This window comes from Burkholderia sp. MSMB1826, from assembly GCF_001526325.1.
Lineage (GTDB): Bacteria > Pseudomonadota > Gammaproteobacteria > Burkholderiales > Burkholderiaceae > Burkholderia.
Genome location: NZ_LOYN01000015.1, coordinates 162,497 through 187,398, shown reverse-complemented (window position 1 = coordinate 187,398; position 24,902 = coordinate 162,497). Strand labels below are relative to the sequence as shown.

Annotated in this window: 22 protein-coding genes; 16 read left to right on the top strand and 6 right to left on the bottom strand. The window is 67.8% G+C overall.

The window, feature by feature from the left end; all coding sequences use genetic code 11:
• Position 1: 1 nt before the first annotated feature.
• Positions 2 to 1,153 (bottom strand): type III secretion system cytoplasmic ring protein SctQ, encoded by a 1,152-nt coding sequence (gene sctQ, locus WS95_RS07840; protein ID WP_059823166.1) that lies wholly within the window; start codon positions 1,151 to 1,153, stop codon positions 2 to 4.
• Positions 1,154 to 1,556: 403 nt separating this feature from the next.
• Positions 1,557 to 1,955: a winged helix-turn-helix domain-containing protein gene (locus WS95_RS07835; RefSeq protein WP_059502623.1), complete on the bottom strand. Its 399-nt coding sequence runs from the start codon at positions 1,953 to 1,955 to the stop codon at positions 1,557 to 1,559.
• Between the two features lie 414 nt (positions 1,956 to 2,369).
• Here WS95_RS07835 and WS95_RS07830 point away from each other — a divergent pair, with 414 nt between their 5' ends.
• A complete protein-coding gene (locus WS95_RS07830; RefSeq protein ID WP_059823165.1) occupies positions 2,370 to 2,555 on the top strand; it encodes a hypothetical protein in 186 nt (61 codons plus the stop codon).
• Positions 2,556 to 2,691: 136 nt separating this feature from the next.
• Here WS95_RS07830 and WS95_RS07825 read toward each other — a convergent pair whose 3' ends face one another.
• On the bottom strand, positions 2,692 to 4,902 hold the full coding sequence (locus WS95_RS07825; protein ID WP_059823163.1) for a xanthine dehydrogenase family protein molybdopterin-binding subunit: 2,211 nt from the start codon (positions 4,900 to 4,902) through the stop codon (positions 2,692 to 2,694).
• Between the two features lie 2 nt (positions 4,903 to 4,904).
• On the bottom strand, positions 4,905 to 5,366 hold the full coding sequence (locus tag WS95_RS07820; protein WP_006480868.1) for a (2Fe-2S)-binding protein: 462 nt from the start codon (positions 5,364 to 5,366) through the stop codon (positions 4,905 to 4,907).
• Between the two features lie 180 nt (positions 5,367 to 5,546).
• Between WS95_RS07820 and WS95_RS07815 the strand changes: the two genes are divergently transcribed.
• From WS95_RS07815 to WS95_RS07780, 8 genes are all read left to right on the top strand, one after another.
• Entirely contained in the window at positions 5,547 to 6,470 is a 924-nt protein-coding gene (locus WS95_RS07815) for an AraC family transcriptional regulator (protein WP_034204444.1), read from the top strand.
• A gap of 2,165 nt (positions 6,471 to 8,635) precedes the next feature.
• Positions 8,636 to 8,959 (top strand): hypothetical protein, encoded by a 324-nt coding sequence (locus WS95_RS07810; protein WP_034204445.1) that lies wholly within the window; start codon positions 8,636 to 8,638, stop codon positions 8,957 to 8,959.
• A gap of 111 nt (positions 8,960 to 9,070) precedes the next feature.
• The gene (locus WS95_RS07805; RefSeq protein WP_034204446.1) at positions 9,071 to 9,661 is read left to right on the top strand and encodes a hypothetical protein; all 591 of its coding nucleotides are present in this window, start codon (positions 9,071 to 9,073) and stop codon (positions 9,659 to 9,661) included.
• 72 nt (positions 9,662 to 9,733) lie between these two features.
• The gene (locus tag WS95_RS07800) at positions 9,734 to 10,015 is read left to right on the top strand and encodes a hypothetical protein (RefSeq protein WP_034204447.1); all 282 of its coding nucleotides are present in this window, start codon (positions 9,734 to 9,736) and stop codon (positions 10,013 to 10,015) included.
• 44 nt (positions 10,016 to 10,059) lie between these two features.
• Positions 10,060 to 11,685 (top strand): hypothetical protein, encoded by a 1,626-nt coding sequence (locus WS95_RS07795; protein WP_059823161.1) that lies wholly within the window; start codon positions 10,060 to 10,062, stop codon positions 11,683 to 11,685.
• A gap of 155 nt (positions 11,686 to 11,840) precedes the next feature.
• Positions 11,841 to 12,425, top strand: a complete 585-nt coding sequence (locus WS95_RS07790; RefSeq protein ID WP_059823160.1) for a hypothetical protein — start codon at positions 11,841 to 11,843, stop codon at positions 12,423 to 12,425.
• 134 nt (positions 12,426 to 12,559) lie between these two features.
• Positions 12,560 to 13,957 (top strand): sigma-54 dependent transcriptional regulator, encoded by a 1,398-nt coding sequence (locus tag WS95_RS07785; protein ID WP_059823158.1) that lies wholly within the window; start codon positions 12,560 to 12,562, stop codon positions 13,955 to 13,957.
• Between the two features lie 130 nt (positions 13,958 to 14,087).
• Positions 14,088 to 14,594 (top strand): hypothetical protein, encoded by a 507-nt coding sequence (locus WS95_RS07780; protein WP_059823156.1) that lies wholly within the window; start codon positions 14,088 to 14,090, stop codon positions 14,592 to 14,594.
• 8 nt (positions 14,595 to 14,602) lie between these two features.
• Here WS95_RS07780 and WS95_RS07775 read toward each other — a convergent pair whose 3' ends face one another.
• A complete protein-coding gene (locus WS95_RS07775) occupies positions 14,603 to 15,094 on the bottom strand; it encodes a hypothetical protein (protein WP_059823155.1) in 492 nt (163 codons plus the stop codon).
• Between the two features lie 376 nt (positions 15,095 to 15,470).
• Between WS95_RS07775 and WS95_RS07770 the strand changes: the two genes are divergently transcribed.
• Positions 15,471 to 16,148: a response regulator transcription factor gene (locus WS95_RS07770; protein ID WP_059823536.1), complete on the top strand. Its 678-nt coding sequence runs from the start codon at positions 15,471 to 15,473 to the stop codon at positions 16,146 to 16,148.
• A gap of 18 nt (positions 16,149 to 16,166) precedes the next feature.
• Here the strand turns inward: WS95_RS07770 and WS95_RS07765 are convergent, their stop codons facing one another.
• On the bottom strand, positions 16,167 to 17,720 hold the full coding sequence (locus WS95_RS07765; RefSeq protein ID WP_059780617.1) for a methyl-accepting chemotaxis protein: 1,554 nt from the start codon (positions 17,718 to 17,720) through the stop codon (positions 16,167 to 16,169).
• A gap of 250 nt (positions 17,721 to 17,970) precedes the next feature.
• Between WS95_RS07765 and panE the strand changes: the two genes are divergently transcribed.
• From panE to WS95_RS07735, 6 genes are all read left to right on the top strand, one after another.
• A complete protein-coding gene (panE, locus tag WS95_RS07760) occupies positions 17,971 to 18,918 on the top strand; it encodes a 2-dehydropantoate 2-reductase (RefSeq protein WP_059780616.1) in 948 nt (315 codons plus the stop codon).
• Positions 18,919 to 19,158: 240 nt separating this feature from the next.
• Positions 19,159 to 20,118 (top strand): AraC family transcriptional regulator, encoded by a 960-nt coding sequence (locus tag WS95_RS07755; protein WP_059780615.1) that lies wholly within the window; start codon positions 19,159 to 19,161, stop codon positions 20,116 to 20,118.
• Between the two features lie 120 nt (positions 20,119 to 20,238).
• Positions 20,239 to 21,180, top strand: coding sequence for a substrate-binding domain-containing protein (locus tag WS95_RS07750; RefSeq protein ID WP_059780614.1), 942 nt, complete (start codon positions 20,239 to 20,241; stop codon positions 21,178 to 21,180).
• 62 nt (positions 21,181 to 21,242) lie between these two features.
• Positions 21,243 to 22,763: a sugar ABC transporter ATP-binding protein gene (locus WS95_RS07745; RefSeq protein WP_059823534.1), complete on the top strand. Its 1,521-nt coding sequence runs from the start codon at positions 21,243 to 21,245 to the stop codon at positions 22,761 to 22,763.
• Positions 22,750 to 23,757: an ABC transporter permease gene (locus WS95_RS07740; protein ID WP_059780613.1), complete on the top strand. Its 1,008-nt coding sequence runs from the start codon at positions 22,750 to 22,752 to the stop codon at positions 23,755 to 23,757. The genes WS95_RS07745 and WS95_RS07740 overlap by 14 nt, the downstream gene beginning before the upstream one ends.
• A gap of 46 nt (positions 23,758 to 23,803) precedes the next feature.
• A complete protein-coding gene (locus WS95_RS07735; protein WP_034204461.1) occupies positions 23,804 to 24,892 on the top strand; it encodes an alcohol dehydrogenase catalytic domain-containing protein in 1,089 nt (362 codons plus the stop codon).
• Positions 24,893 to 24,902: the final 10 nt, after the last annotated feature.

Here is a 24,902-nt window from a genome sequence, read left to right as displayed (position 1 = left end):
TTCAGCGCTCGCGCGGCGCGGGTTGCGTCAGCGTGACGACGCGTACGCCGAGCTTCTGGCCGACCGCGATCAGATGGCCGGTGCCGATCAGCATCCCGTTCGCGACGAGATGGATCACGCTCTGGTTGATCCCTTGCTGCAGCTCGATCACGGCGCCCGGCTGCAGCGCGCTCAGCTCGCCGAGCGGCATCGACGTGGGCGGCAGCTCGAAGCGCAGATCGACGGCGAGGCCGTCGAGCGAGCGCGGCGCGTCGGCGGCCGGCGCGTCGTGCGTCGTCGGCGGCGAGTCGGTGCGGGTCGGTTCCAAAGGCATCTCCCTGATTCGTTCGACGGTCAGCCGGTTGCCCGACGGCCGTCCGGTGATTTCCCACGCCGGCGCGGCCGGCAGACGCGCGACGCACAGCAGGTTCTGCTCGTGCGCCTGCCAGCGCTCGATCGCGATGATGTCGCCGCCGACGACATCGGCCAGCTCGGCCGTCGTCAGCTCGGTACGGCCGATCTCGAACACGAGCGGCACGGGCAGGCTCGCGTAGGCCGCGCGCGCGTCGGCGGGCGCGGCCGGCGCGGTCACGAAGAACACGGCCAGCGCATCCGGCGCGTCGAACAGCAGCGCGCCGTGGCAGCGCCACGCGGCGTCGGCGCGCCGCAGCTCGAACCGCAGCGCGGCCGGCGATGCGTGCGAGGCCGGGGCGCCGTCCGGCGGCGGCAGCAGTTCCACGCGCTGCCGCGTCGCGGCCTGCAGCACCGCCGCGAGCGGCGCGCACAGGTCGGCGAGCAGCGCCGCGCGGATCACGGCCGGGACCGCCGGGTCGGCGGCATCGCCGAGCCATTCGGTTTCCGCGACCGGGTCGATCCACAGCGTGCCGGCCGCCGGGCCGACGACGAACCGGTACGCGTGCGCATCGGCGGCCGGCTCGGCGTCGACGCGCCAGCGCACCTCGTACGCATGCTCGCCGAGCGTGACCGGGACGGCGCCGGTCGCACAGTACGCATGCGACAGCCCGCGCGCGGCGGCGGCGGACAGGCGCGGCAGATAGGGCGACGCGTCGAGCGCGACCGCGGCCGGCGCGGCGGCGGGCGGCGGGGAAGCGGCGGGCATGGCCCGGTTCGCGGCGTCGCCGGCGTCGGCATTCGTCAGGAACAGCGCAGGCACGGCGGGATCGGGGCGGATTCGGCGTTGGTTCGACGGATTGTTCTGGGGCCGGCGGCGCCGAGGGGCGCGCGGCTGCTGCGTCGATTGTAGGGACGGCGATGGCCGCGTGCCGCGCCGGAATCCGTAGTCGCGACCATCGCGCGAAGACGGCGCGAGCGGGGCGCTACGAAGCGCGACGAACGACGGCGGACGGCGGTGGAGCGCGATGAAGCGGGCGGCGCCGCGGCGGGCGCTCAAAAGCAACCGCCGCCCGGAGGCGGCGGTTGGGGTGCGACCGGCTGGCGGGCCGGGCGGCGTGCAGGCCGCGTCCGGCCGGCCGGTCGCGAGGGGCTGCGAATCCGCGCGGCGCGGTGGGATGAAGCGTTGCTGGCGTGCCGCGATCGAGCGGCGCGCGGATGACGCGTCAAGCGTAGTCGGCGGCCATCGACGGTTGCGGCGCCGTGCGCTGCATCGGCGCCGCGTCGTGACGTTCGACGTGCGTCATCGCCGCACCGAACAGCACCAGGCGATAGCCGACCGCGTAGATCGGGATGATCCGCAGATTCTTGTCGTGTTCGAGCTGCAGCTTCGAACGGATCCGCGAGATATGGGTGTCGAGCGTGCGCGACGACACGCCGAGCTCGCGGCCCCACACGGCCTCCTGGATTGCCTGCCGCGGCACGATCTTGTTCATGTTGTCGAGCAGGAATTCGACGACGTCGAATTCGCGCGGCGTCACGTCCACGACCTTGTTGTCGATTTCGATCGTGCGGCGCACGAAGTTGATTTTTATATTGTCGATGTACAGGTATTTGCAATCCATGGTGGCCCTCGCATGTCCGTAAAGGAGTGTTTGCGGGCCTTGTGCTGCAACTTCCGGGCCAGGGGCGGATCGTCAGACGGTAATAACGGGCGGTCGCGGCGCGGAAGGCGCGGCAGCCTTGAATTTAAAAGAATTTTTAACGGGAAGCCGCTGGGCGATCGATGAAGGGGACGGAATGGCGCTGAAGGATTGTTACGTAGCATCGCGTCGCGACGTTACGGGCGTTACGTCCGACGTAACGTGGCGGAGACGCCGGTGACACGCGCTCGACCGAGGTGGGCGGCGGGCTTCGGAAACCCGACATGGAACCCTACATGGAAGCCTACATGTGACAATGAAAATTCAATATAAATCAGTGACATAAGTGACTATAATTGCCGACATCGAACCCTACATGGAACCGTACGAGAAAGCATGACGACCGTCGCTACCTTCGAACCGTTGTTTCCCGAAGATCGCGTACTCGATCCGCTGCTCGAGCAGGCCGCCGAGCGGGTCGATTCTTCGCGGCGGTTACTTGCCATCAGCGATACCCCGCTGGCCACTGCGCTCGTGCCGCAATTGCGTGCCACGAATTCTGTTTCCGAGGCTTTGGCCTGAAGTCGACCAAGCGTGAGCGACGCCGGGCCGCTCCATGTCATGCGGACTTTGGCCCGGATAAGCGGGGGGTCTCGCGATGCATCGAAAAACGCCGGCCCCCGGGCATGCGTCGCCCGGCAGCCGGCGTTCCCGCGTATCAAGCCTTCGCGCTATCCGCCGAATCGAACGGCAGCACGTAATGCCGCTTGCCGGTCGCCGCGAAGATCGCGTTCGCCACGGCCGGCCCGACCGGCGCGACGCCCGGCTCGCCGACGCCGGTCGGCGCTTCCGCCGACGGCACGATATGCACTTCGACCTTCGGCATCTCCGCCATCCGCAGCACGTGGTAGCCGTCGAAGTTGCGCTGCTCGACCTGGCCGTCCTTCAGCGTGATCGCGCTGTGCATCGCCGCGCCGAGCCCGAAACCGATGCCGCCCTCCATCTGCGCGGCGACGATGTCGGGATTGATCGCGATCCCGCAGTCGACCGCGCACACCACGCGCTCGACCTTCACCTTGCCGTCCGCGTCGACCGATACCTCGGCCACCTGCGCGACATAGCTCTTGAACGCCTCGGCCACCGCGATCCCGCGCCCGCGACCCTTCGGCAGCGGCTTGGCCGGATCCCAGCCGGCCTTCTGCGCGGCCAGGTCCAGCACCGCGCGCATGCGCGGCTCCTTCGCGAGCAGGTCGCGGCGGAACGCATACGGATCCTTGCCGGCCGCATGCGCGGCTTCGTCGATGAACGCCTCGACCGCATAGGCCGTGTGCGAGCTGCCGACCACGCGCCACCACAGCACCGGCAGGCCGACCTGGGTCGTGGTGAGTTCGACCGACACGTTCGGCACCGCGTAGGGCAGGTTCGCCGCGCCCTCGACCGACGTCGCGTCGACGCCGTTCTTGACCATGAACGCCTCGAACGGCGTGCCGGCGAGGATCGACTGGCCGACGATCCGGTGGCGCCAGCCCACCAGCCGGCCGTCCGCGGTCAGGCCCGCGTCGAGCTTGTGGAAGTACATCGGCCGGTAGAAGCCGCCCTGGATGTCGTCCTCGCGCGTCCATTGCAGCTTGACGGGCTTGCCGTCCGCGCCGAGCGCCTTCGCGATCGACACGGCCTCGACCACGTAGTCCGACCACGCATTCGCACGCCGGCCGAAGCTGCCGCCCGCATACAGCGTGTGAATCCGCACCTGTTCGGGTTTCAGCCCGGCCGTCCTGGCCGCGTTGCCCTGGTCGACCGTCTGGAACTGATCGCCGGCCCAGATCTCGCAGCTGTCCGCCGTCAGCTTGACGACCGCGTCGAGCGGCTCCATCGGCGCATGCGCGAGATACGGGAATTCGTACGTCGCGCCGATCTTGCGCGCCGCGCCGGCGATCGCCGCATCGGCATCGCCGTCCTTGCGCGCCGACGTGCCCGGCTTCTCGGCGAGTTGCCGGTATTCGCGCATCAGCTCGTCCGAGCCGCGCTTCTCCGCCTTCGTTTCGTCCCATTCGACCTTCAGCGCATCGCGGCCCTGTTTCGCGGCCCAGAAGCCGGTCGCGACGACCGCGACGCCGCCCGGCACCTGCACGACCGATACGACGCCCGGCACGGCCTTCGCGGCCGTCGCGTCGAACGATTTCACCGTCGCGCCGAAGCGCGGCGGCCGCTGCAGCAGCGCGACGCGCATGCCGGGAAACGTCGTGTCGAGCGTGAAGTGCGCGGTGCCGTTCGATTTCGACGACGCGTCGACGCGCGGAATCCGGTGCCCGATCAGCTTGAAATCGGCCGGCTGCTTCAGCGCGACCTTGTCGGGCACGGGCAGCTTCGACGCATCGGCGACGAGCGTGCCGTACGCGGCCGTCCTGCCGCTTTTCGCGTGCGTGACGACGCCGTCGGCGGTGGTCAGCTCGGCGGCCGGCACCTTCCAGCGGGCCGCCGCGGCCGACACGAGCATCGCGCGCGCCTTGCCGCCCGCTTCGCGCAGTTGCTGCCACGAGTTCGACATGGCCGAACTGCCGCCCGTGCCCTGCATCGTGCCGAACGCGAGGTTCGCATAGCGCTTCGCATCGGCCGGCGCGCTTTCGACGCGCACGCTCGACCAGTCGGCGTCGAGCTCCTCGGCGACGATCGTCGCGATGCCCGTATACGCGCCCTGGCCCATTTCGACGTGCTTCGCGATCACCGTGACGGCGCCGTCGGGCGTGATGCGCAGGAATGCGTTCGGCGCGAAATCGCCGGCCGGCGCGGTCGCGGCGAGCGCGCGGCGGCCGAGGCCGGCCCAGTCGAAGCCGATGGTCAGGCTGACGGCGGCGGCTGCCCCGGCGGCCTTCAGGAACGTGCGGCGCGACGGGCGCACCGAATCGGTGTGGTCGAGTTCGATCGTCATGGTCAGGCTCCCAGCGTCGCGGCGGCGTCGTGGATCGCGGCCCGGATGCGGGCGTAGGTCGCACAGCGGCAGAGGTTGCCGTTCATCGCGGCGTCGATGTCCGCGTCGGTCGGCTTCGGATTCTGTTCGAGCAAGGCGGTGGCCGACATGATCTGGCCGGACTGGCAATAGCCGCATTGCGGCACCTGCAGCTTGACCCACGCGGCCTGCACGGCCTGCGCGGGCTTGCTCTGCAGGCCTTCGATCGTCGTGACGTGCTTGCCCGCGATGCCGGCGAGCGGCAGCACGCACGAGCGGACGGCCTGGCCTTCGAGATGCACCGTGCACGCGCCGCACTGCGCCATGCCGCAGCCGAATTTCGTGCCGGTCAGTCCCGCGTGTTCGCGAATCGCCCAGAGGACGGGCATCGACGGATCGGCGTCGAGCGTGACGTTCTTGCCGTTCAGGACAAACGAGGTAGGCATTTTGGGTTGTCTCCGTGGGGAAAACCCGGCGTAGGCCGGATTAGCGCGAGTGTGCGCGAGCCGCCGGTTTTTGCGTCTACCCAATCCTGCAAATTTATTGAACAATCCTGCAAATCCCCTGCGCGCCGCGAGCCGTTTCGCTATGCTCGCGCGACACGGGAAATCATTCGAGGATGCGTCATGGACATGACCGATATCGTGGCGTCGCGCGAATCCGGGCGGCGCGAGCTGGCGTCGCTGATCGGCCGTTTCGCGCCGGCGGACGGCTCGCACTCGACGGCCGTGCCGGGCCTGATGCTGCATCGGCACACGCGGCCGGTCGATCTCGGCTGCGGCGTGTCGCGCGCCGCGCTGGTGATCGCCGCGCAGGGCGCGAAGCGCGTGATCGTGGCCGGCCACGCGTACGAATACGACGCTCACAATTGCCTGATTACGTCGATCGACTTGCCGATCCTCTCGCGCGTGACGCGTGCGTCGGCGGAAGAACCGTACCTGTGCCTGTCGCTGACGCTCGATCCGCAGCGCATCGTCGAGTTGGCGGCCGAAATGCGGCTGCCCGAGCCCGACGCGGGCCCGGAAGGCGAAGGGATCGCGCTCGCGGAGCTGACGCCGCCGCTGCTCGATGCTGCGTTGCGGCTGCTGCGGCTGCTCGATACGCCGGCCGACATCGCGGTCGTCGCGCCGCTGATCGAGAAGGAAGTGCTGTACCGGCTGATGACGAGCGGGCAGGGCACGCGGCTGCGGCACATGGCGATCGCCGGCAGCCAGACGCACCGGATCGCGCGTGCGATCGAATGGATCCGCGATCACTTCGCGGAGCCGATGCGCGTCGAGTCGCTCGCGCAGGCGGTCAACATGAGCGTGTCGTCGCTGCACCATCATTTCAAGCACGTGACGACGCTGAGCCCGCTGCAGTACCAGAAGCAGTTGCGGCTGCACGAGGCGCGACGGCTGTTGCTGCGGCAGGGCGGCGACGTCGGGTCGGTGGCGGCCGTGGTCGGCTACGAAAGCGCGTCGCAGTTCAGCCGAGAATACAGCCGGCTGTTCGGCGCGCCGCCGATGCGCGACGTCGTGCATCTGCGCAAGAAAGAACTGCTCGGCTGACGGGCAGCCGGCCGGTCGTCGATCGTCATGTCGCGATGACGGCGCGTTGCGCTCGAGGATATCGGCCGCGACGCGCGGCCCGCCGCGGCCCGCGTCGCAATGGCCGGGCGAGCGATCGTCGTATGCGACACGGCTCGTGTTCGGTTTTCGCGAGCGCCTTGAACGGATGGCTGCCGATATGGCCGGCTGCTCGTGTGACGCGTGCTTTCATGCGAACGCTCCGGCGATGTCGACGAAGCGTCGCGACGGGCGCTCCGGTTTCGCCGACACTCCCGTTGATGCTTGAACGACGCAAGTATCGACCGGTGGCGACCTTCATCGCCTTTTCCACGACATGCCGGTTCAAGAGGGCCGCTGCCTGTATTTCGTGCGCCGTGACGGGCTGCTCGTCGAAAGCCGGACATCGGGCAACCGGCATGCCATGAACGGCGAAGTCCCGCTGCATGCGGGCGCGGCCGGGTCATGACCGTTCGGTGCACGCATCGGTGTTTCGTGCGTGAATCGTGGGGACAGGGAAGCACCCGCGGCGATCGTGGGATCGATACGGTTCGATGCGACGAAACGCGCGCCCAATCAGGTTTTTACGAGATTGACGATGTGCATGCTGTTTTGGGTCGTCATGTTTCAGTGATGAGAAAAGCCGGATAAATTCTCGAAAACGTTTCTTCGATGAATCGATCGTCGTGGATTCATGAAATGGCTGGTCGAATCGAAATGAAAAAGCGACGGGCGCGTTTTTTTGTCCGGATCTCGTGTTTACATTTGTTTTAATTGTTACGCCCGCAGCGTGCCGGATGGCAAGGTTTTTCCCCGCACGATCGTGTGGCTATTTTCACGGATGAATCAAATTCGTTTCGTATTTCGGGGGAAACCCGTGTTCCGGCCGTATCGGCGGCCGGGCGGCGCGGGGCATCGAGCGGCCGGAACCCCTTTCGCTCCGAGGTAACGGACGGTTGCCGGCCTGCCGCAACACGCGGTTTGTCAGCGGAAACGCGCGAACCACGGGCCCTGCGTCGAGAGACGGCTCTCAAGTTTGAAACAACCGTCGGCCGGGACGTCCGGCGCGCCCCGGTTTGCCCGATTCGTCCGTCAAATCAAGGCATTGCGTCGTCGTGTTCAATGATCGCCGCCGTGCGGGGATCGTTATCGCGATACATTCGTGAAACGAAAAATGCCGTTCCTGGCGAAATGGGCGGGGCTGGCGGCCGCGAGCCCCGCGCAATGCGCAGTGGAATATCGCATGGCATGCCGTTTGCGAGAGTGGACGCACCGGCGAGCGGTCGACACGATGCAACAACGATGTGGGGGCGGCCAGTTCGTCACGAGCCAGTCGGGGAAGCGGCGATGAACACTATAAGCAGTGGCTTGATCCGCGCGTTTCTCGCGCACCATAGGGGTAGTCGGATCGATGGGGGTAGCGCTTGCGACGCAGTGCCAGCGTCGTCGGTGGCGCCTTGCCGATTGCCCGCCCTCCGCGCGCATCGCGTGCTGGAGCGCTTGTCGTTTCGCGCGACAACCTGGCGACAGCGATGCTCGACTTCATTCGGCGTTTCCGGGTGGGGCGCGCTGTTCGTGCCGGACAGCGTCGCGCCGATTCCTCTTCAACCGTGCAGAGCCGTTTCGATCGCGCCGGGCCAGTGCCGGTGGCGGCTGGGCTAGATCGAACGCGCGTCGGCCGGGTTATCCGGAAGGCCTTTCTTCGTCAGCTCAGGGAGCAGACATGTCGTCTGGCTGCAATGCAAGTCCGTCGTCGCCCGGCTGAAGGGCGCGTGTCGAGCGGGCGCTGCGTTTTGCGGTAGTCGATACATTCGCCAGTTTTCAATTCCGGAAACGGGTGCCGGTGCCGGTATCCGTTTGGGACGGGGTATTGAAAACCGCGAGCCGGAAAGATGTGTGCGTCATTCCGGTAAATTTAATGAATGGTGTTTGGAGTGAATTCCAATGTTCATAAAAATGATAGAAAACACCTACTCATAAATTTTGGGCAACTTATAAACATAAAACTAGACTTCGGCTGGCCAAAAAAATAAAAAGCCAATTTGCGAGCCTGAAATAATTTCTTTATTCGATAGCAATCCTTATTGTTTGAGGGTTGTTCGAGGCGGGAAGGTCGATGGCGTGCGATCTTCCATGCTCATTCTCTCCACGCCGTTATGGAGTCGACCATGAAGAAGCTTCTGATTGCAGCAGCAGTTCTGGCGGTTTCGGGTGCAGCGTTTGCAGCGAGCGGCACGATCTCGAGCAGCAACTCGTCGAGCGGTGGCCAGACGATGGCCGGGGTCGCCGGGTTCGGCCACTTCACCGCAACCGATTCCGGCTCGGCACTCGGCGCAGCCGGCGCAACGGCCGGTGGCGGCAGCAGCGGTTCGATCTCGTACACGAACCATACGCAAACGTCGACGGTCGGCGGCTTCGGCTTCGGCGGCGCACAAGCAGGCGGCAGCAGCGGCGCGAACGCGGGCTCGACCGGCTGGACGTATCACCACTAAGCCGCGACGCGTAGCGTTCGTCATTGGCTGGCGGTACGGATGCCGGGCTTTGTCCCGCCAGGGCAGGCCCGGCTCCGCCACCGTCGAACTTCCTCACAGCAAGGAATTGCTATGAAAGCCAAAGTCATGTTAGCGACAGCGCTCACCGTCATTTCGTCCGCTGCGTTGGCGGCCGGATCGTCCACGACCAACCAGACGCAGTCCGTTGCGGCGGGTGTTTCCGGTTCGGTGCTGGTCGGCTCCGGCAGCTATACCAGCAATTCGACCTCGACGGCCGGCGCGAATGCAGGAAGTACCGTGACACCCGCCGGCTCCGCCGGCACGGCGTCCGCGTTTCACAACTCGACTTCGACGGCCAGCGGTTCGGGCACGAACGGGGGCGCGTTCGCGGCAGGCGGCGGGATCGGCGCCGCGGGCTCGTTCGCCGGAAACGGCAGCACGAACGAGAACGCGAATGCGCTGTCGGGAGGGGTGACCGCCACGATCGTACTCGGCGCGAACCACTACACGGCCACGGGCGCGAACGATCACGGCACTGCCAACGCGGGTGCCGCGGGGTGGACGGGCAGTGGCGGGTCGGGCGCGATCGCGGGCTCGAATCACTTCAACTCGTCGAGCGTGTGGAGTACCGGTCCGGCCGGTTCGCCGTCCGCGTCGGGCGGAAGCCAGGGTGACTCGAGCGCGACCGGGAGCAGTCATTAGTCAGGTGTGGGGGGACCAGTTTCCCAGCGACACTGGTCTCTTTTCCGCATCGTTGTCACGTAAGGAGTTGGCATGAAGCAGAACCTGATTGCCGCCGCTCTGATGCTCGCGTCTCTGACGGCGTATGGCGCTGACCGTGCTGCCGATGGTGGGCAATCGAATATGCAGACGTCAAACAACCTTTCTCAGACAACCAAACCGTCAGAACAACAAACGCTTTCGTCGGGCAGCGCGATCGGCGGACCGGACGCCCAGCAATGGCAGGGCATGTCGGCCGGATCGTGGTCCCAGCTGGGCAGCGGCTGGAAGCAGTTCGGGGGAGCAGCGAAAACTGAAGGCATTCAGGGGAATTAGTACGGTTGCCTGGGTGGGAGGTCAAACCTCGTCCGGAGAGTGAAATGAACAGCAACAGGATCAAGGTGGCATGTGCGGCGATGTTCGCGATGACCACGATCGGCGCCCACGCGCAAACCGCCGATTCGACGTCGAGCGCGCAATCGTCGACCTCGTCGACGGCGATCAGCCAGGGCGGCGGCTCGAGCATGAACACGAATACGACGAGTTCGCGCGGGGGGAATGCCACCAGCTCCAGCGGGGTGCGCGGCAGCGGCAATTCGAGCGTGAACGTCAACGTGACGATGCCGGCCAGCACGGCCGGCGGCAACGTGACGCCGCAGAGCGTGAACTCGTTGCAGTCGTCCGGCGCGCCCGGCACCAACCCGTACAACACCCAGACCTCGGAAAACGTCAATTACTCGGGCACGCAGACGATCAAGACGAACCCGTCGATCCAGGCGCCCGGCCTCACGACCACGCTGTCCGATACCTGCATGGGATCGGTGAGCGTCGGCGTGTCGTTCCCGGGGTTCGGCGCGACGGGCGGCACGACGCTGGTCGACCAGGCCTGCGTGCGGCGTCTCGATGCGCGCGAATTCCGTGCGATGGGCCTGACCGACGTGGCGCTCGCGCTGTTGTGCCAGAGCGATGCGAACCGGCGCGCGGTGGAGGCGACCGGGCATCTGTGCCCGGGCACGACCGCGCCGCTCGCGCGTTCGAACGTGGCGCCCAGCGTCGAAGCGACCGTCGCGGACGACATCAAGTATCGCGATCCGATCGTGCGCGACCGGATGGGCCTGCCGCCGCTCGGCTCGGCCGCGCCGGCGTCCGCGCCGACGCGCCCGATCGAGACGACGTCGATGCGCGCTGCGCCGGTTTCGGTGCCGGTTCCTGTGCCGACGATGGCGCCTGTCGCCGCCGCTCCGGCAATTGCGACGCCGGCTGTCGCCGCCGCTCCGGCAGTTGCAGCGCCGGCTGTTGCCGCCGCAGTTCCGGCTGCCGCGGCGACTGCCGCGCCTGCCGTCGCCGCCACCGCACCCGCAGCGTCGATCGTACCGGCTGCCGTCATGGCCACCGTGCCGGCAGCGGCCGTCATCGCCGCACCGGCCGTGGCGGACAAGGCTTCGCCGGCGCCTGTCGCGCCGGTCGCCGAGACGAAGACGCCGGAGCCCGCGCAGCCGGTCGCCGACAAAGCGCCCGAGCCTGCCCCGGCAGTGGCCGACAAGGCACCCGAGCCTGTGCCGGCCGTCGCGGACAAGATGCCCGAGCCTGCCCAGCCTGTCGCCGCCAACGCACCGGAGCCGATGCCGGCCGCGACCGACCCGGTGCAGGCCGCAGGCGAGCCGGTTGCCGAACCGATGCCGGCGGCAACCGTCGCCGTGGCGCCGGCTGCCGATGCGAAGGCTGCCGATGCGAAGGCTGCCGAGCCGGCGCCGCAGGCAGCCGCCGAAGCGCCTGCACCGGAGGCCGCGCTGCCTGCCGTCGCGGCAGCGCCCGCCGACATGCCCGCAGCGGACGCGAAGGTGCCGGACGCAGCCGCGGCCGCAACGACTGCGCCGCCTGCCGACGTGCCGACGCTGACCGATCCGGCGCAAGCGTTGTCGCCGGCCACGGTCGACCAGCAGGCCGCACCGGCTGCACCGGTCGCGCCGGCGCCGGCCGTCATCTCGACGAGTACCTCGTCGTGAGCATGCGGGCCGGTTTGCCGTGCGACCGGAGCGCGGGTCGCACGGCAGGCGTTCGGCCCGATGTCCGACGGTTTTTTCCGGTTTGACGGGTGTTGTTCCCCTCCCCGAGGCCAACACCTCTTTTTGCGTGACGAGGATGCGAGGAGGCCTCAATCATGAGGATCTTTTTGGTCGCTTTGTTGCTGGCCAGCGTGCAAGCCGCTGCGCAGTCGCTTTTCCAGAATCCCGCGGTCTTCGTCATCCTGAACGAGCAGACCCTCGCGAACGCCGCGAGCGTCCAGCAGGCGCTGTCGACGCTCGGCCGTCCCGACAACACCGCATGCGCGCCGATGGTGATGATCGGCGACCCGCAGATGATCTACATGATGCCGGAAGCGGGCCATGCGCCGTCGTGGCAAGCGCCGGTATACGGTCGCGGTGCGCCGTTCGATGCGCAGAGCGGGCCGAAGTCGACCGGCAAGACGGTCGGCGCGACGCAGCACACCGAGGCGATGCAGACGCAACCGTGGAGCGACGGCAGCGCGATCACGCAGAAGATCGCGGGCGAGTCGAGCGTCGCGGCGGCCGACCGGGTGAACGAATGGCGGTACACCGGGCTCGCCAGGATCGAAACGGCCCGCGCGGCGGACGTGACGGTGAACGGCAAGACCTACCGCGCCTATCGCGACGATCTCAACGGCGCGGCGAAGCCCGCCGTCGAGCCGCAGATCTACACGCAGCGCGTCGTGTTCTGCCGATAGCGCGGCGTCGATTCGAGGACGGAGCGGCGCCGCGCCGCGGGACCACGGGCCCCGCCACGCGCGATCGGCAACGGCCGCTTCGATACACAACCTTATGCGGCGAGGCAATCGTGAACCATTGCTGTCAGCTCGGCATGCCGGGCCCGCACGACGACGAACGGCAGGCGAGCACGCCGCCGTTCGTCGCGGTCCGGCGCAGTCCCGTCGCGCCGTCGCGGCCGCTCGTCTACCTGTCGCGGCAACACGATGCCGCGCTCGTCGATTCGCTCGCGTCGCGCGGCTGGGAGGTGTGGTGCGCCAAAACCGTGGCGGACGCGCAGAATCTCGCCAAGGCGAACCGTCCGCATGCGGGCATCGTCGATTTCGGCAGTTTCGCGTCGCCGGACGTCGCGTCGTTCGAGGCGCTGCTGCGCGACCCGCGCGTCGGCTGGGTCGCGCTCGCCGACGGCGAGCGACTGCGCAACATCACGATCGCGCGCCTGATCCGCCGTTGCTGCTTCGACTACGTGCGCCATGCGACGGCCTACACGACGATCGGCTATCTCGTCGGCCACGCATACGGGATGCTCGAGCTCGCGGACGGCGGCCCGGCCGCGGAGGCGCCGCCGCCCGGCGGCGCGATGATCGGCGCGTGCGACGCGATGCGCCGGCTGTTCGCGACGATCCGCAAGGTCGCGCACACCGACGCGACCGTGTTCATCGCCGGCGAGTCCGGCACCGGCAAGGAGCTGACGGCGGCGGCGATCCATCGGCAGTCGTCGCGTGCCGACGCACCGTTCGTCGCCGTGAACTGCGCGGCCATCCCGACGATGCTGGTGCAGGCCGAACTGTTCGGGCACGAGCGCGGCGCATTCACCGGCGCGCACCAGCGCAAGATCGGCCGCATCGAGGCCGCGCACGGCGGCACGCTGTTTCTCGACGAAATCGGCGACATGCCGTTCGAGAGCCAGGCGAGCCTGCTGCGGTTCCTGCAGGAGGGCACGATCGAGCGGCTCGGCGGGCATGCGTCGATTCCGGTCGACGTGCGGATCGTGTCGGCGACCCACGTCGATCTCGAAGCCGCGATGCGGGCCGGGCGATTCCGCGCCGACCTCTACTACCGCCTGTGCGTGCTGCGTATCGACGAGCCGCCGCTGCGCATGCGCGGCCGCGACATCATGCTGCTCGCCGATGACGTGCTGCGGCGCTATCGCGACGACGGCGCGTACCGGATTCGCGGCTTCACGCCGTGCGCGATCGAGGCGATCCACAACTATTCGTGGCCCGGCAACGTGCGCGAGCTGATCAACCGGATCCGCTTCGCGGTCGTGATGACGAACGGCCCGCTGATCTCGGCCGCCGATCTCGAGCTGCGTCCGTACACGTCGCTGCGGCCGCCGACGCTCGCGCAGGCGCGCCGGCAGGCCGAGCGGCACGCGATCGAGGCAACGCTGCTGCGTCACCGCCACCAGCATGCGGACGTCGCGGCGGAGCTGGGCATCTCCCGTGCGACGCTGTACCGCCTGATGACCGCGCACGGGCTGCATGGCTGACGCGCCGCTGCGCGCGTGCGCTCAAGACCTCGCGGCGGCGGCCGTTAAAACATGAAACGGCCCGGCCGGAACGCGTGCATCGACTGCGCGCGTTCCGGCACGCGGCGCATCACGTTCATCCGAGGTCATCGTGGCAGAGTGCAGTCAGTGCGGCAGGACGTTCCTGGTCGGCGGGCGGTCGATCGATGGCCGCCGCTATTGCGGTTCGGTGTGCGCACAGGCGCATCCGGTCGTCGTCGAGGCCGAACGCGTGCCCGACGCGAAGGTCCGGCAGTACGTCGACGACTGGCGCTACGGGCCCTGTCCGGTCTGCCTGCGCGAAGGGCAGCCGGTCGACGTCCATGCGTCGCATCGCGTCGTCTCGCTCGTGTTCGTCACGCGCTGGGCCACGCGGCGCCACGTGTGCTGCCGCCGCTGCGGCCGCCGCAAGCAGGCGATCGCATTGCTCGCGTCGGCCACGCTCGGCTGGTGGGGGCTGCCGTGGGGCATCGTGCTGACGCCGATCCAGCTCGCGCGCAACCTGCAGGGCCTGGCCGCGCGCGATCCCGAGGAAGCGACGCCGCAGTTCGAGGCGCTCGTGCGGCGCAAGCTGGCCGCCCGCCGGCTCGCGCGCGCGGATCGGGGCGCCGGCGCCTGATCGCGCCGTCAGGCCGGCCGCTCGAAGCCCGATGCGGCCCAGCGCTCGGCGCTGGCCTTGTTGAGCTTGAACCCGGCCGACACCTTCGCTTCGGCCAGCAGCTCGCCATACGGATCGAACGCCTTGAGCTGCGCATACGGCTCGAACTCGTCCGGCACGATGTCGAGCGTCACCGACACATCCTGTCCGCCTTCGTCCTGCACCGTCACTTCCTTGTGCAGCATCGCGCGCCGCTGCTGTTCGTGCCGCATCAGCACTTCGGTCGCGGTCTTCACGAGCGTGCGGAACGCGTTCGCATCCATCGGCTTCGGGTTCTTCTTGTCGCGGCCCATGGTCCACGGCCCGACGAGCGCGGGTTCGGACTCGCCGTCCTTGACCATCTCGACGGCCCAGCCGTCGTCGTCTTCGTTCTTGATGATGCGGGCCGTCCAGCCGTTGTCGCGCCAGAGGCCGTCTTCGTGGATGGAGGTGTCGTCGGATTGCAGGTCGGAATCGGTCATGAGGAAAGCGGGGAGGTCGGGCAAGCCGGTGTCGGGGCGGGGGCGTGCGGCCGGCATCGGCGCGTCGCTCGCCGCCGGCGCGCCGGGGTGGCATGCAAACGCGCAATTTTACCTGCTGGCCGGCCGTGCGGCGCGCCAGGCTGGCCATCGGGCCGATGTCGCGACGGTCGTCCGCTGGCCGCCGGCCGTTGAACCGACGCAAATATCAAACCCGTATTACGCCTTCGGCGGCCAATTCGTACGCCGTCCGATATCGCGCGCGGGCATACGTTCATAGAATCGACCCTCAGGCTAAAAATCGCCTGAATGTCCTTCAACGCTCAACCGGGTGCGCGCGTTCCGCGTGGCGCGGCCGGTGAACCACCAGGAACTCCGCATGAGGAAATTCAATGTTCGCATCGTCTTCGCGTACGACTGGCCATTGACGCTGGCCGGTATCGAGCAGATCGCAGGCGGCGCCTGCGCGATCGAGCTCGCCGCGGTCTACCGGAGCGCGGCCGAACTGGTCGCATCGCTCGGCGGCATCGATTGCGACGTCGTGCTGGTCGACTATGCGATTCGCGGCGACGAGCAGATGGATGGCCTCGCGCTGTTCGACTGGCTGCGCCGCACGCGGCCGAACGTCGGGATCGTCGTGCTGGTCGCGAACGAGAACCCGCTGATCTTTCGGTCGATCTTCGCGATCGGCGGCGTGAGCGTCGTCAGCAAGCTCGACGAGGTCGGCCATATCGTCACGGCGATTCATTCGAGCTACAGCGGCGCGACCTACCTGTCGCCGTCCGTGCGTCGCGCGCTCGATGCGCTCGGCACGCGCGGCGACACGCCCGTGAAGCTGTCGGCGCGCGAAATCGAGGTGATTCGCCTGTATCTGTCGGGCGTGCCGATCAAGACGATCGCGCAGCGCCTGAGCAAGGGCAAGCAGACGGTCAGCGCGCAGAAGATCAGCGCGATGAAGAAGCTCGGCGCGAGCAACGACGTCGAGCTGATCCAGCGCGCGGCGGGGCTGGGGCTCGGTAGCGGCGAGGCCGCGCTGCGGGCGGGCAGCGCGGCGTGAGGGCGGAGCGGTGCGCCGTCAAGCCGGCAGCGCGAATCGCGTCACCGCGTCGCGCAGCGCCTCGGCCTGATCGCGCAGCGAATGCGCGGCTGCCGCGGCCTGTTCGACGAGTGCCGCGTTCTGCTGCGTGACCTGATCCATCTCGCCCACCGCGCGGTTGACCTGCTCGATCCCGGCGCTCTGCTCGCGCGAGGCGTGGCTGATTTCGTCGAGGATCTCGTTCACGCGCCGCACCGACTGCACGATCTCGGCCATCGTCTCGCCCGCATGCGTGACGAGCGTCGCGCCGTGCTGGACCGTCTCGTTCGACGACACGATCAGCGACTTGATCTCCTTGGCCGCCGTTGCCGAGCGTTGCGCGAGCGAGCGCACTTCGGCCGCGACCACCGCGAAGCCGCGGCCCTGTTCGCCCGCGCGGGCCGCTTCGACGGCCGCGTTCAGCGCGAGGATGTTGGTCTGGAACGCGATCCCGTCGATCACGCCGATGATGTCGCCGATCTTGTGCGAGCGGTCGGTGATCTCGTTCATCGTGCGCACGACGTCGTCGACCACCGCGCTGCCGCGCGTCGCGACCTGCGCGGCCTGGCCCGCGAGCGACGCGGCCTGCTCGGCGCTGTCCGCGTTCTGCTTCACGTTCGCGGTCATTTCGTCCATGCTCGACGCGGTTTGCACGAGCGCGGCCGCCTGTTGCTCGGTGCGCTGCGACAGGTCCGTGTTGCCGGATGCGATCTCGCTCGCGCCGACGTTGATGTTCTCGGTGCCCGCCCGGACGCGCGACACCATGTCGATCAGCCCGCCCTGCATCGTATGCAACGCATGCAGCAGGCTGCCGCGATCGTCGTGCTTCACGCTCACGCGGGCAGTCAGGTCGCCCTGCGCGATGCGCCGAGCGGCGTCGAGCGCCGCTTCGAGCTCGCCGCCGAGGCTCGCGCGCACGCTTTTCAGCACCAACACCATCACGGCCGTCGCGATCGCGCCGAGCACGGCCGTCATCGCGAGCCAGCGGCCGATGCTCGCGAGCACCGCCGAGCGCACGTCGTTCATGTACATGCCGGTCACCAGATACCAGTCCCACGGCGCGAAGCGCTGCACGGCGCTGGTTTTCTCCTGCGGCTTGTCCGCACCCGGTTTCGGCCACAGATATTCGACGAAGCCCTTGCCGCCTTCCGCGTTGCCGGCCTTCACGATCTCGACGAACAAGTGCTTGCCGTTCGGATCGGTGAAATTCGACACGTCCTTGCCGTTGAGCTCGGCCTTGATCGGATGCATCACGAGCACCGGCTTCGAATCGTTGACCGAGATATAGCCGTCGGCGCCGTAGCGCATCGCGGCGATCGCCTCGAGCGCCTTCTGCTTCGCGTCGGCTTCCGGCATCGCGTTCTGCTGCGACAGCTTGTAGTAATGGTCGGTCACGCTCGCGGCCTGTGCGACCAGCGACGCAAGCTGGTCGCGGCGGTCGGCGATCATCGACGCGCGGGTCTGCCATGCGCCGAGCCCGGCGATCACGAGCAGGCCGAGCCACAGGATGACGATCATCGAGGCGAGTTTCTGATTCAGGGAAAGATTGCGCATGGTATGAGGTCGGTCAGTCGAGGAAGCTCGCCGGGACGGCGTGACGGGGTAAGTGTCTTGACGGCGCACGAGGCGCGTCGCCGTAGACGGGAAATCCCTTAGAAGCAGATCGTTTCCCGATGCCCGCGACGCGGGCGCGGGCATCTATGCATATGCATAAAAGTGGCCGCTATACTGTCGGGCAATGGCGTATGCGCCGCGCCCGCACGGGCCGCGGTGCGACACCAAACAAAACCGAAAGGAGGCAACGATGCGGATTCTGGTAGTAGGAGCCGGCGCGGTCGGCGGGTACTTCGGCGGCCGGCTGGCCGCGGCGGGGCGCGACGTGACGTTCCTGGTGCGCGACGGTCGCGCGGCTGCGCTTGCACGCGACGGGCTGCTGATCCGCAGCCCGCGCGGCGACCTGACGCTCGCGAACGTGCAGACCGTGCGCGCGGGCGACGCGGGCGCCGGCGTCGCGCCGTTCGACCTCGTGCTGCTGAGCTGCAAGGCGTACAGCCTCGACGACGCGATTGCATCGTTTGCACCGTTCGTCGGCCCGCAGACGCTGATCCTGCCGATGCTCAACGGGATGCGTCACCTCGACGTGCTGCGCGAGCGCTTCGGCGCCGCGCAGGTGCTCGGCGGGCTGTGCGTGATCGCGGCGACGCTTGATCGCGAGCAGCGCATCGTGCACCTGAACGACACGCACGGCGTGACGTTCGGCGAGCTTGCCGGCGGCGAATCGCCGCGCGTGCGCGCGGTGGCCGACGTGCTCGGCGGCGCGGGCTTCGACGCGACGCTCAGCGACGATATCGCCGCGCGGATGTGGGAGAAGTGGGTGTTCCTCGCGACGCTCGCCGCGAGCACGTCGCTGTTTCGCGGCTCGATCGGCGACATTCTCGCGGCGCCGGACGGCCGCCGCCTGCTCGAAACGATGCTCGCCGAATGCAGCGCGATCGCCGAACACAACGGCCACCGGCCCGACTCGTCGGCCAGCGAGCGGATGCAGCGGATGGTGCTGACACCGTCGCCGCTGACCGCGTCGATGCTGCGCGACGTCGAGAATCATGCGCGCGTCGAAGCCGATCACGTGATCGGCGACCTGCTCGCGCGGCGCGACCCGCAGGCGGCCGATGCGTTGTCGCTGCTGCGGATCGCGTACAACCACCTGAAGACGTACGAGGCGCGCACGGCGCGCGAGCACGCGGCGACGTAAGCCGGTGCGGCCGGCCGCCGCGCCGTTGCGCGCCGCAACAAATTTGCCGTCCGGCGCCGTTTCCGGCCGGATCGTGCAAAAAAGTATCGGAAATCAGGCGTAAAGTTGGTGGAGCCGCGCGCTCGATCGACCTACATTGCTTCCCATGCGACCGGTCCGCATCGCCGCGCGAAACCGCCGGCGGACGCGCGAACGAGCCGAACAGGCCGGCCAGCGATACATGGGAATGGAGACGCCAACATGATGCACCCCGATCTCGAAGTGGTCGAAGTGCGACGCGACGAGTCGTTCAAGGTCTGGTCGCACGGCTATCCGTATCGCACGATCCGCTGGCACTTCCATCCCGAATTCGAGCTGCACTTGATCGTCGCGACGCACGGCAAGTATTTCGTCGGCGATCACATCGGCTCGTTCGGCCCCGGCCATCTCGTGCTGCTCGGCCCGAACCTGCCGCACAACTGGGTCAGCGACATGGCCGAAGGCGAAACCGTCGAGCGGCGCAATCTCGTGATCCAGTTCGATCCTTCGTTCGTGCGCCGCTGCATGGACGCGTTTCCCGAATGTCGCGACGCGCAGACGCTGCTCGACGATGCGCGGCGCGGGGTCGGCTTCGACGCGGCGACGAGCGCCGCGATCGCCCCGCTGTTCGACGCGTTGCTGACCGCGCGCGGCATGCACCGCATCGCGCTGTTCATGACGATCCTCGAGCGGCTGTGCGGTGCGGCCGAGCGCACGCTGCTCGCGAGCCCCGCATACGATCAGGCCGACGTCACGCCGACGCGGCTCAGTCACGCGCTGTCGTATATCGGCAAGAACCTCGCATCCGAGCTGCGCGAATCCGATCTCGCGCAACTGACTGGGCAGAGCGTCAGCGCGTTCTCACGCGCGTTCCATCGTCACACGGGCATGCCGTTCGTCCAGTACGTGAATCGTCTGCGGATCGAATCCGCATGCCAGATGCTGCTTGCCAACGACGCGAGCATCACCGACGTCTGTTTCCAGGCCGGCTTCAACAACGTGTCGAACTTCAACCGCCAGTTCCGCGCGGTGAAGGGGATGGCGCCGTCCGAATTCCGCGCGTTACAACGGCTGAACGCGCGCAGCCGCGAGCTGGCGCTGCATGCGGCGCCCACCGGTAACCCGCTGCCGCCGCGCGTGCTGACGCCCGGCGCACCCGAACTCGCGCCGCAGCCCGGATGATCGCCGGGCCGCCGCCCGCCCGAGTTTGCTCCGTCGTTTTACCCAGCCGATCGCGTCGCTCACGTCGCGAGGGGCGCATTCACCCACGAAAAAGCCGCACACAATTCAGGAGACACCGTCATGACGCACGCATCGCCCGCCTCATCCTCCCGTCGCGCCGCCCACCTGGCGGCCGTTGCCGCGCTCGCCGTCGCGGCCCTGCTGCCCGCCGCCGCGCACGCCGCGCCGCTGCGGATCGGCATGACGTTTCAGGAACTGAACAACCCGTATTTCGTGACGATGCAGAAGGCGCTGAACGACGCGGCCGCGTCGATCGGCGCGCAGGTCGTCGTCACCGACGCGCATCACGACGTCAGCAAGCAGGTGAGCGACGTCGAGGACATGCTGCAGAAGAAGATCGACATCCTGCTCGTGAACCCGACCGATTCGACCGGCATCCAGTCGGCGATCACGCAAGCGAAGAAGGCGGGCGCGGTGGTCGTGGCCGTCGACGCGAACGCGAACGGCCCGGTCGATTCGTTCGTCGGCTCGAAGAATTACGACGCGGGCGTGATGTCGTGCGAATACCTCGCGAAGGCGATCGGCGGCAGCGGCGAGGTCGCGATCCTCGACGGCATCCCGGTCGTGCCGATTCTCGAACGCGTGCGCGGCTGCAAGGCCGGGCTCGCGAAATTCCCGAACGTGAAACTCGTCGACACGCAGAACGGCAAGCAGGAGCGCGCGACCGCGTTGTCGGTCACCGAAAACATGATTTCCGCGCATCCGAACCTGAAGGGCATCTTCAGCGTGAACGACGGCGGCTCGATGGGTGCGCTCGCCGCGATCGAGGGGGCCGGCAAGGACATCAAGCTGACGAGCGTCGACGGCGCGCCCGAGGCGATCGCCGCGATCCAGAAGCCGAACTCGAAGTTCGTCGAGACGACCGCGCAGTTCCCGGCCGACCAGGTGCGCATCGCGCTCGGCATCGCGATCGCGCGCAAGTGGGGCGCGACGGTGCCGAAGGCGATCCCCGTCGACGTGAAGGTCGTCGATCGCGGCAACGCGAAGGGTTTCAGCTGGTGAACGACGTGCGACGCGACGCGAAGGGCGGCGGCGTGGCCGACGCCCTTCGTACGGAGAAGCCGATGGATACGATACTCAGGCTCAGCCACATCACGAAAAGCTTTCCCGGCGTGAAGGCGCTGTCCGACATCGATCTGGAGATCGCGCGCGGCGAGATCCATGCGCTGCTCGGCGAGAACGGTGCGGGAAAATCGACGCTGATGAAGATCCTGTGCGGCATCCACCAGCCGGATGCCGGCACGATCGAGATCGACGGCGCCGCGCGCCATTTCGCGGACTATCGCGACGCGGTCGCGGCCGGCGTCGGCATCGTGTTCCAGGAATTCAGCCTGATTCCGCACCTTGATGCCGTCGACAACCTGTTCCTCGGCCGCGAGCTGCGCAACCGCTGGGGCGCCCGCGACCGCAAGCGGATGCGCGCGGCGGCGGGAGCCATCTTCGCGCGGCTCGGCGTGGCGATCGATCTCGATGCGCCGATCCGCGCGCTGTCGGTTGCGCAGCAGCAGTTCGTCGAGATCGGCAAGGCGCTGTCGCTCGACGCGCGCATCCTGATCCTCGACGAACCGACCGCGACGCTCACGCCGGCCGAGGCCGAGCACCTGTTCGCGATCATGCGCGAGCTGAAGCGGCAGGGCGTCGCGATGATCTTCATCTCGCATCACCTCGACGAAATTTTCGCGGTGTGCGACCGCATCACGGTGCTGCGCGACGGCCAGTACGTCGCGACGACCGATGTCGCGCGCACCGACGTCGAGCAACTGGTGCGGATGATGGTCGGCCGCCGGATCGAAAGCAGCTTTCCGCCGAAGCCGACGCTGCCGGCCGACGCGCCGGTCGTGCTGGAGGTTCATGCGCTGCAGATCGAGCGCGACGGTCCGGTGAACAGCTTCGCGCTTCGCGCCGGCGAGATCCTCGGCTTCGCGGGGCTGGTCGGCTCGGGCCGCACGGAAACCGCGCTCGCGGTGATCGGCGCGACGCGCGCGCATCGCAAGGAACTGCGCGTACGCGGCGCGGCGGCGAAGCTCGCCGATCCGGCCGACGCACTGCGCGCGGGCATCGGCCTCCTGCCGGAAAGCCGCAAGACGGAAGGGCTCGTCACGTCGTTCTCGATCCGCGACAACATCTCGCTGAACAACCTCGGCAAGTACCGGTCGATGCGCTGGCTGATCGACCGGCGCGGCGAGGCGCGCACCACGCACGACGTAATGCGTCGCGTCGGCGTGAAGGCGCCGTCGATCCATACCGAGGTCGCGACGCTGTCCGGCGGCAATCAGCAGAAGGTCGTGATCGCGCGCTGGCTGAACCATCACACGTCGGTGCTGATCTTCGACGAGCCGACGCGCGGCATCGACGTCGGCGCGAAAGCCGAAATCTACGGGCTGATGCGCGAACTCACCGCGCGCGGCTACGCCATCATCATGATCTCGTCCGAACTGCCGGAAATCGTCGGCATGTGCGATCGCGTCGCCGTGTTCCGGCAGGGCCGCATCGAGGCGACGCTCGCCGGCGACGAGATCGATCCCGACACGGTCATGACCTATGCCACGGCCGGCACGCGAGGAGCGACCCATGAACCTGCCTGATTCCTCTTCCACGCATTCCACGACGCTCGCGGCCACGGCCGCCGATGCGCCGCCGCCCCGCGCGATGTGGGCGCAGTTGCGCCGTTCGACGCTGTTCTATCCGCTCGTGGGCCTCGTCGTCGTGTGCATCGCGATGATGATCGCGAGCCCGAGCTTCCTGTCCGCCGCGAACCTCGAAAACGTGCTGCGCCAGGTCTCGATCAACGCGATCATCGCGGTCGGCATGACCTGCGTGATCCTGACGGGCGGCATCGACCTGTCGGTCGGCTCGGTGATGGCGCTGTCGGGCACGCTCGCGGCCGGGCTGATGGTCGCGGGCGTCAACGCGGCCGCCGCGCTGGGGATCGGCATCGCGGTCGGCCTGGGCTTCGGTTTCCTGAACGGCGTGTTCGTCGCGTTCGCGGGGATGCCGCCGATCATCGTCACGCTCGCGACGATGGGCATCGCGCGCGGCCTCGCGCTGATCTACACGGGCGGCTATCCGATCGACGGGCTGCCCGACTGGGTCGCGTTCTTCGGCAGCGGCAAGGTACTCGGCATCCAGGCGCCGGTGCTGATCATGCTGGCGATCTATGCGATCGCGTGGCTGTTGCTTGACCGGATGCCGTTCGGCCGCTACGTGTACGCGATCGGCGGCAACGAGCAGGCGACGCGGCTCACCGGCGTGCGGGTCGCGCGCGTGAAACTGATCGTCTACACGCTGGCCGGCGTCACGTCGGCGCTCGCCGCGATCGTGCTGACCGGGCGCCTGATGAGCGGGCAGCCGAACGCCGGCGTGGGCTTCGAGCTCGATGCGATCGCGGCCGTCGTGATGGGCGGCACGTCGATCTCCGGCGGGCGCGGCGCGATCCTCGGCACGCTCGTCGGAGCGCTGCTGCTCGGCGTGCTCAACAACGGGCTCAACATGATCGGCGTGAACCCGTACGTGCAGAACGTGATCAAGGGCGGAATCATCCTGCTCGCGATCTACATCAGCCGCGAGCGATCGCGGTAAAGATCGATCCATCGGTCATCCGAATCAATTGGAAAAGAGACAACTCATGACGACACCCGAAGCCCAGCCGCGCATGACCGCGGTCGTCTGCCACGGCCCCGAGGACTATCGCGTCGAACAGGTCGCGAAGCCGCGCCCCGGTACGAACGAGCTCGTGATCCGCATCGCCGCATGCGGCATCTGCGCGAGCGACTGCAAGTGCTATACCGGCGCCAAGATGTTCTGGGGCGGACCGAGCCCGTGGGTGAAGGCGCCGGTGATCCCCGGCCACGAATTCTTCGGCCATGTCGAAGCGCTCGGCGACGGCGCGGCCGAGCATTTCGGCGTGGCGATCGGCGATCGCGTGATCGCCGAGCAGATCGTGCCGTGCGGCAAGTGCCGCTATTGCAAGTCGGGCCAGTACTGGATGTGCGAGGTGCACAACATCTTCGGCTTCCAGCGCGAAGTCGCCGACGGCGGAATGGCCGAGTACATGCGCATTCCGCCGACCGCCATCGTCCACAAGATCCCGCTTGGCGTATCGCTCGAGGATGCGGCGATCATCGAGCCGCTGTCGTGCGCGATCCATACGGTGAATCGCGGCGACGTCCAGCTCGACGACGTCGTCGTGATCGCTGGCGCGGGCCCGCTCGGGCTGATGATGACGCAGGTCGCGCACCTGAAGACGCCGAAGAAACTCGTCGTGATCGACCTGATCGACGAACGGCTCGAACTCGCGCGTCAGTACGGCGCCGACGTGACGATCAACCCGCGGCGCGACGATGCGCGCGAGATCGTCCGCGCGCTCACCGACGGCTACGGTTGCGACGTCTACATCGAGACGACCGGCGCGCCGGTCGGCGTGAACCAGGGGCTCGACCTGATCCGCAAGCTCGGCCGCTTCGTCGAATTCAGCGTGTTCGGCGAGGATGCGACCGTCGACTGGTCGATCATCGGCGATCGCAAGGAGCTCGACGTGCGCGGCGCGCATCTCGGGCCATACTGCTATCCGGTCGCGATCGACCTGCTCGCGCGCGGGCTCGTCACGTCGAAGGGCATCGTCACGCACGGTTTCGCGCTGGAGGACTGGGACGACGCGATCCGCATCGCGAAATCGCCCGAATCGATCAAGGTGCTGCTGAAGCCGGCCCGCTGACGGCCGGCGT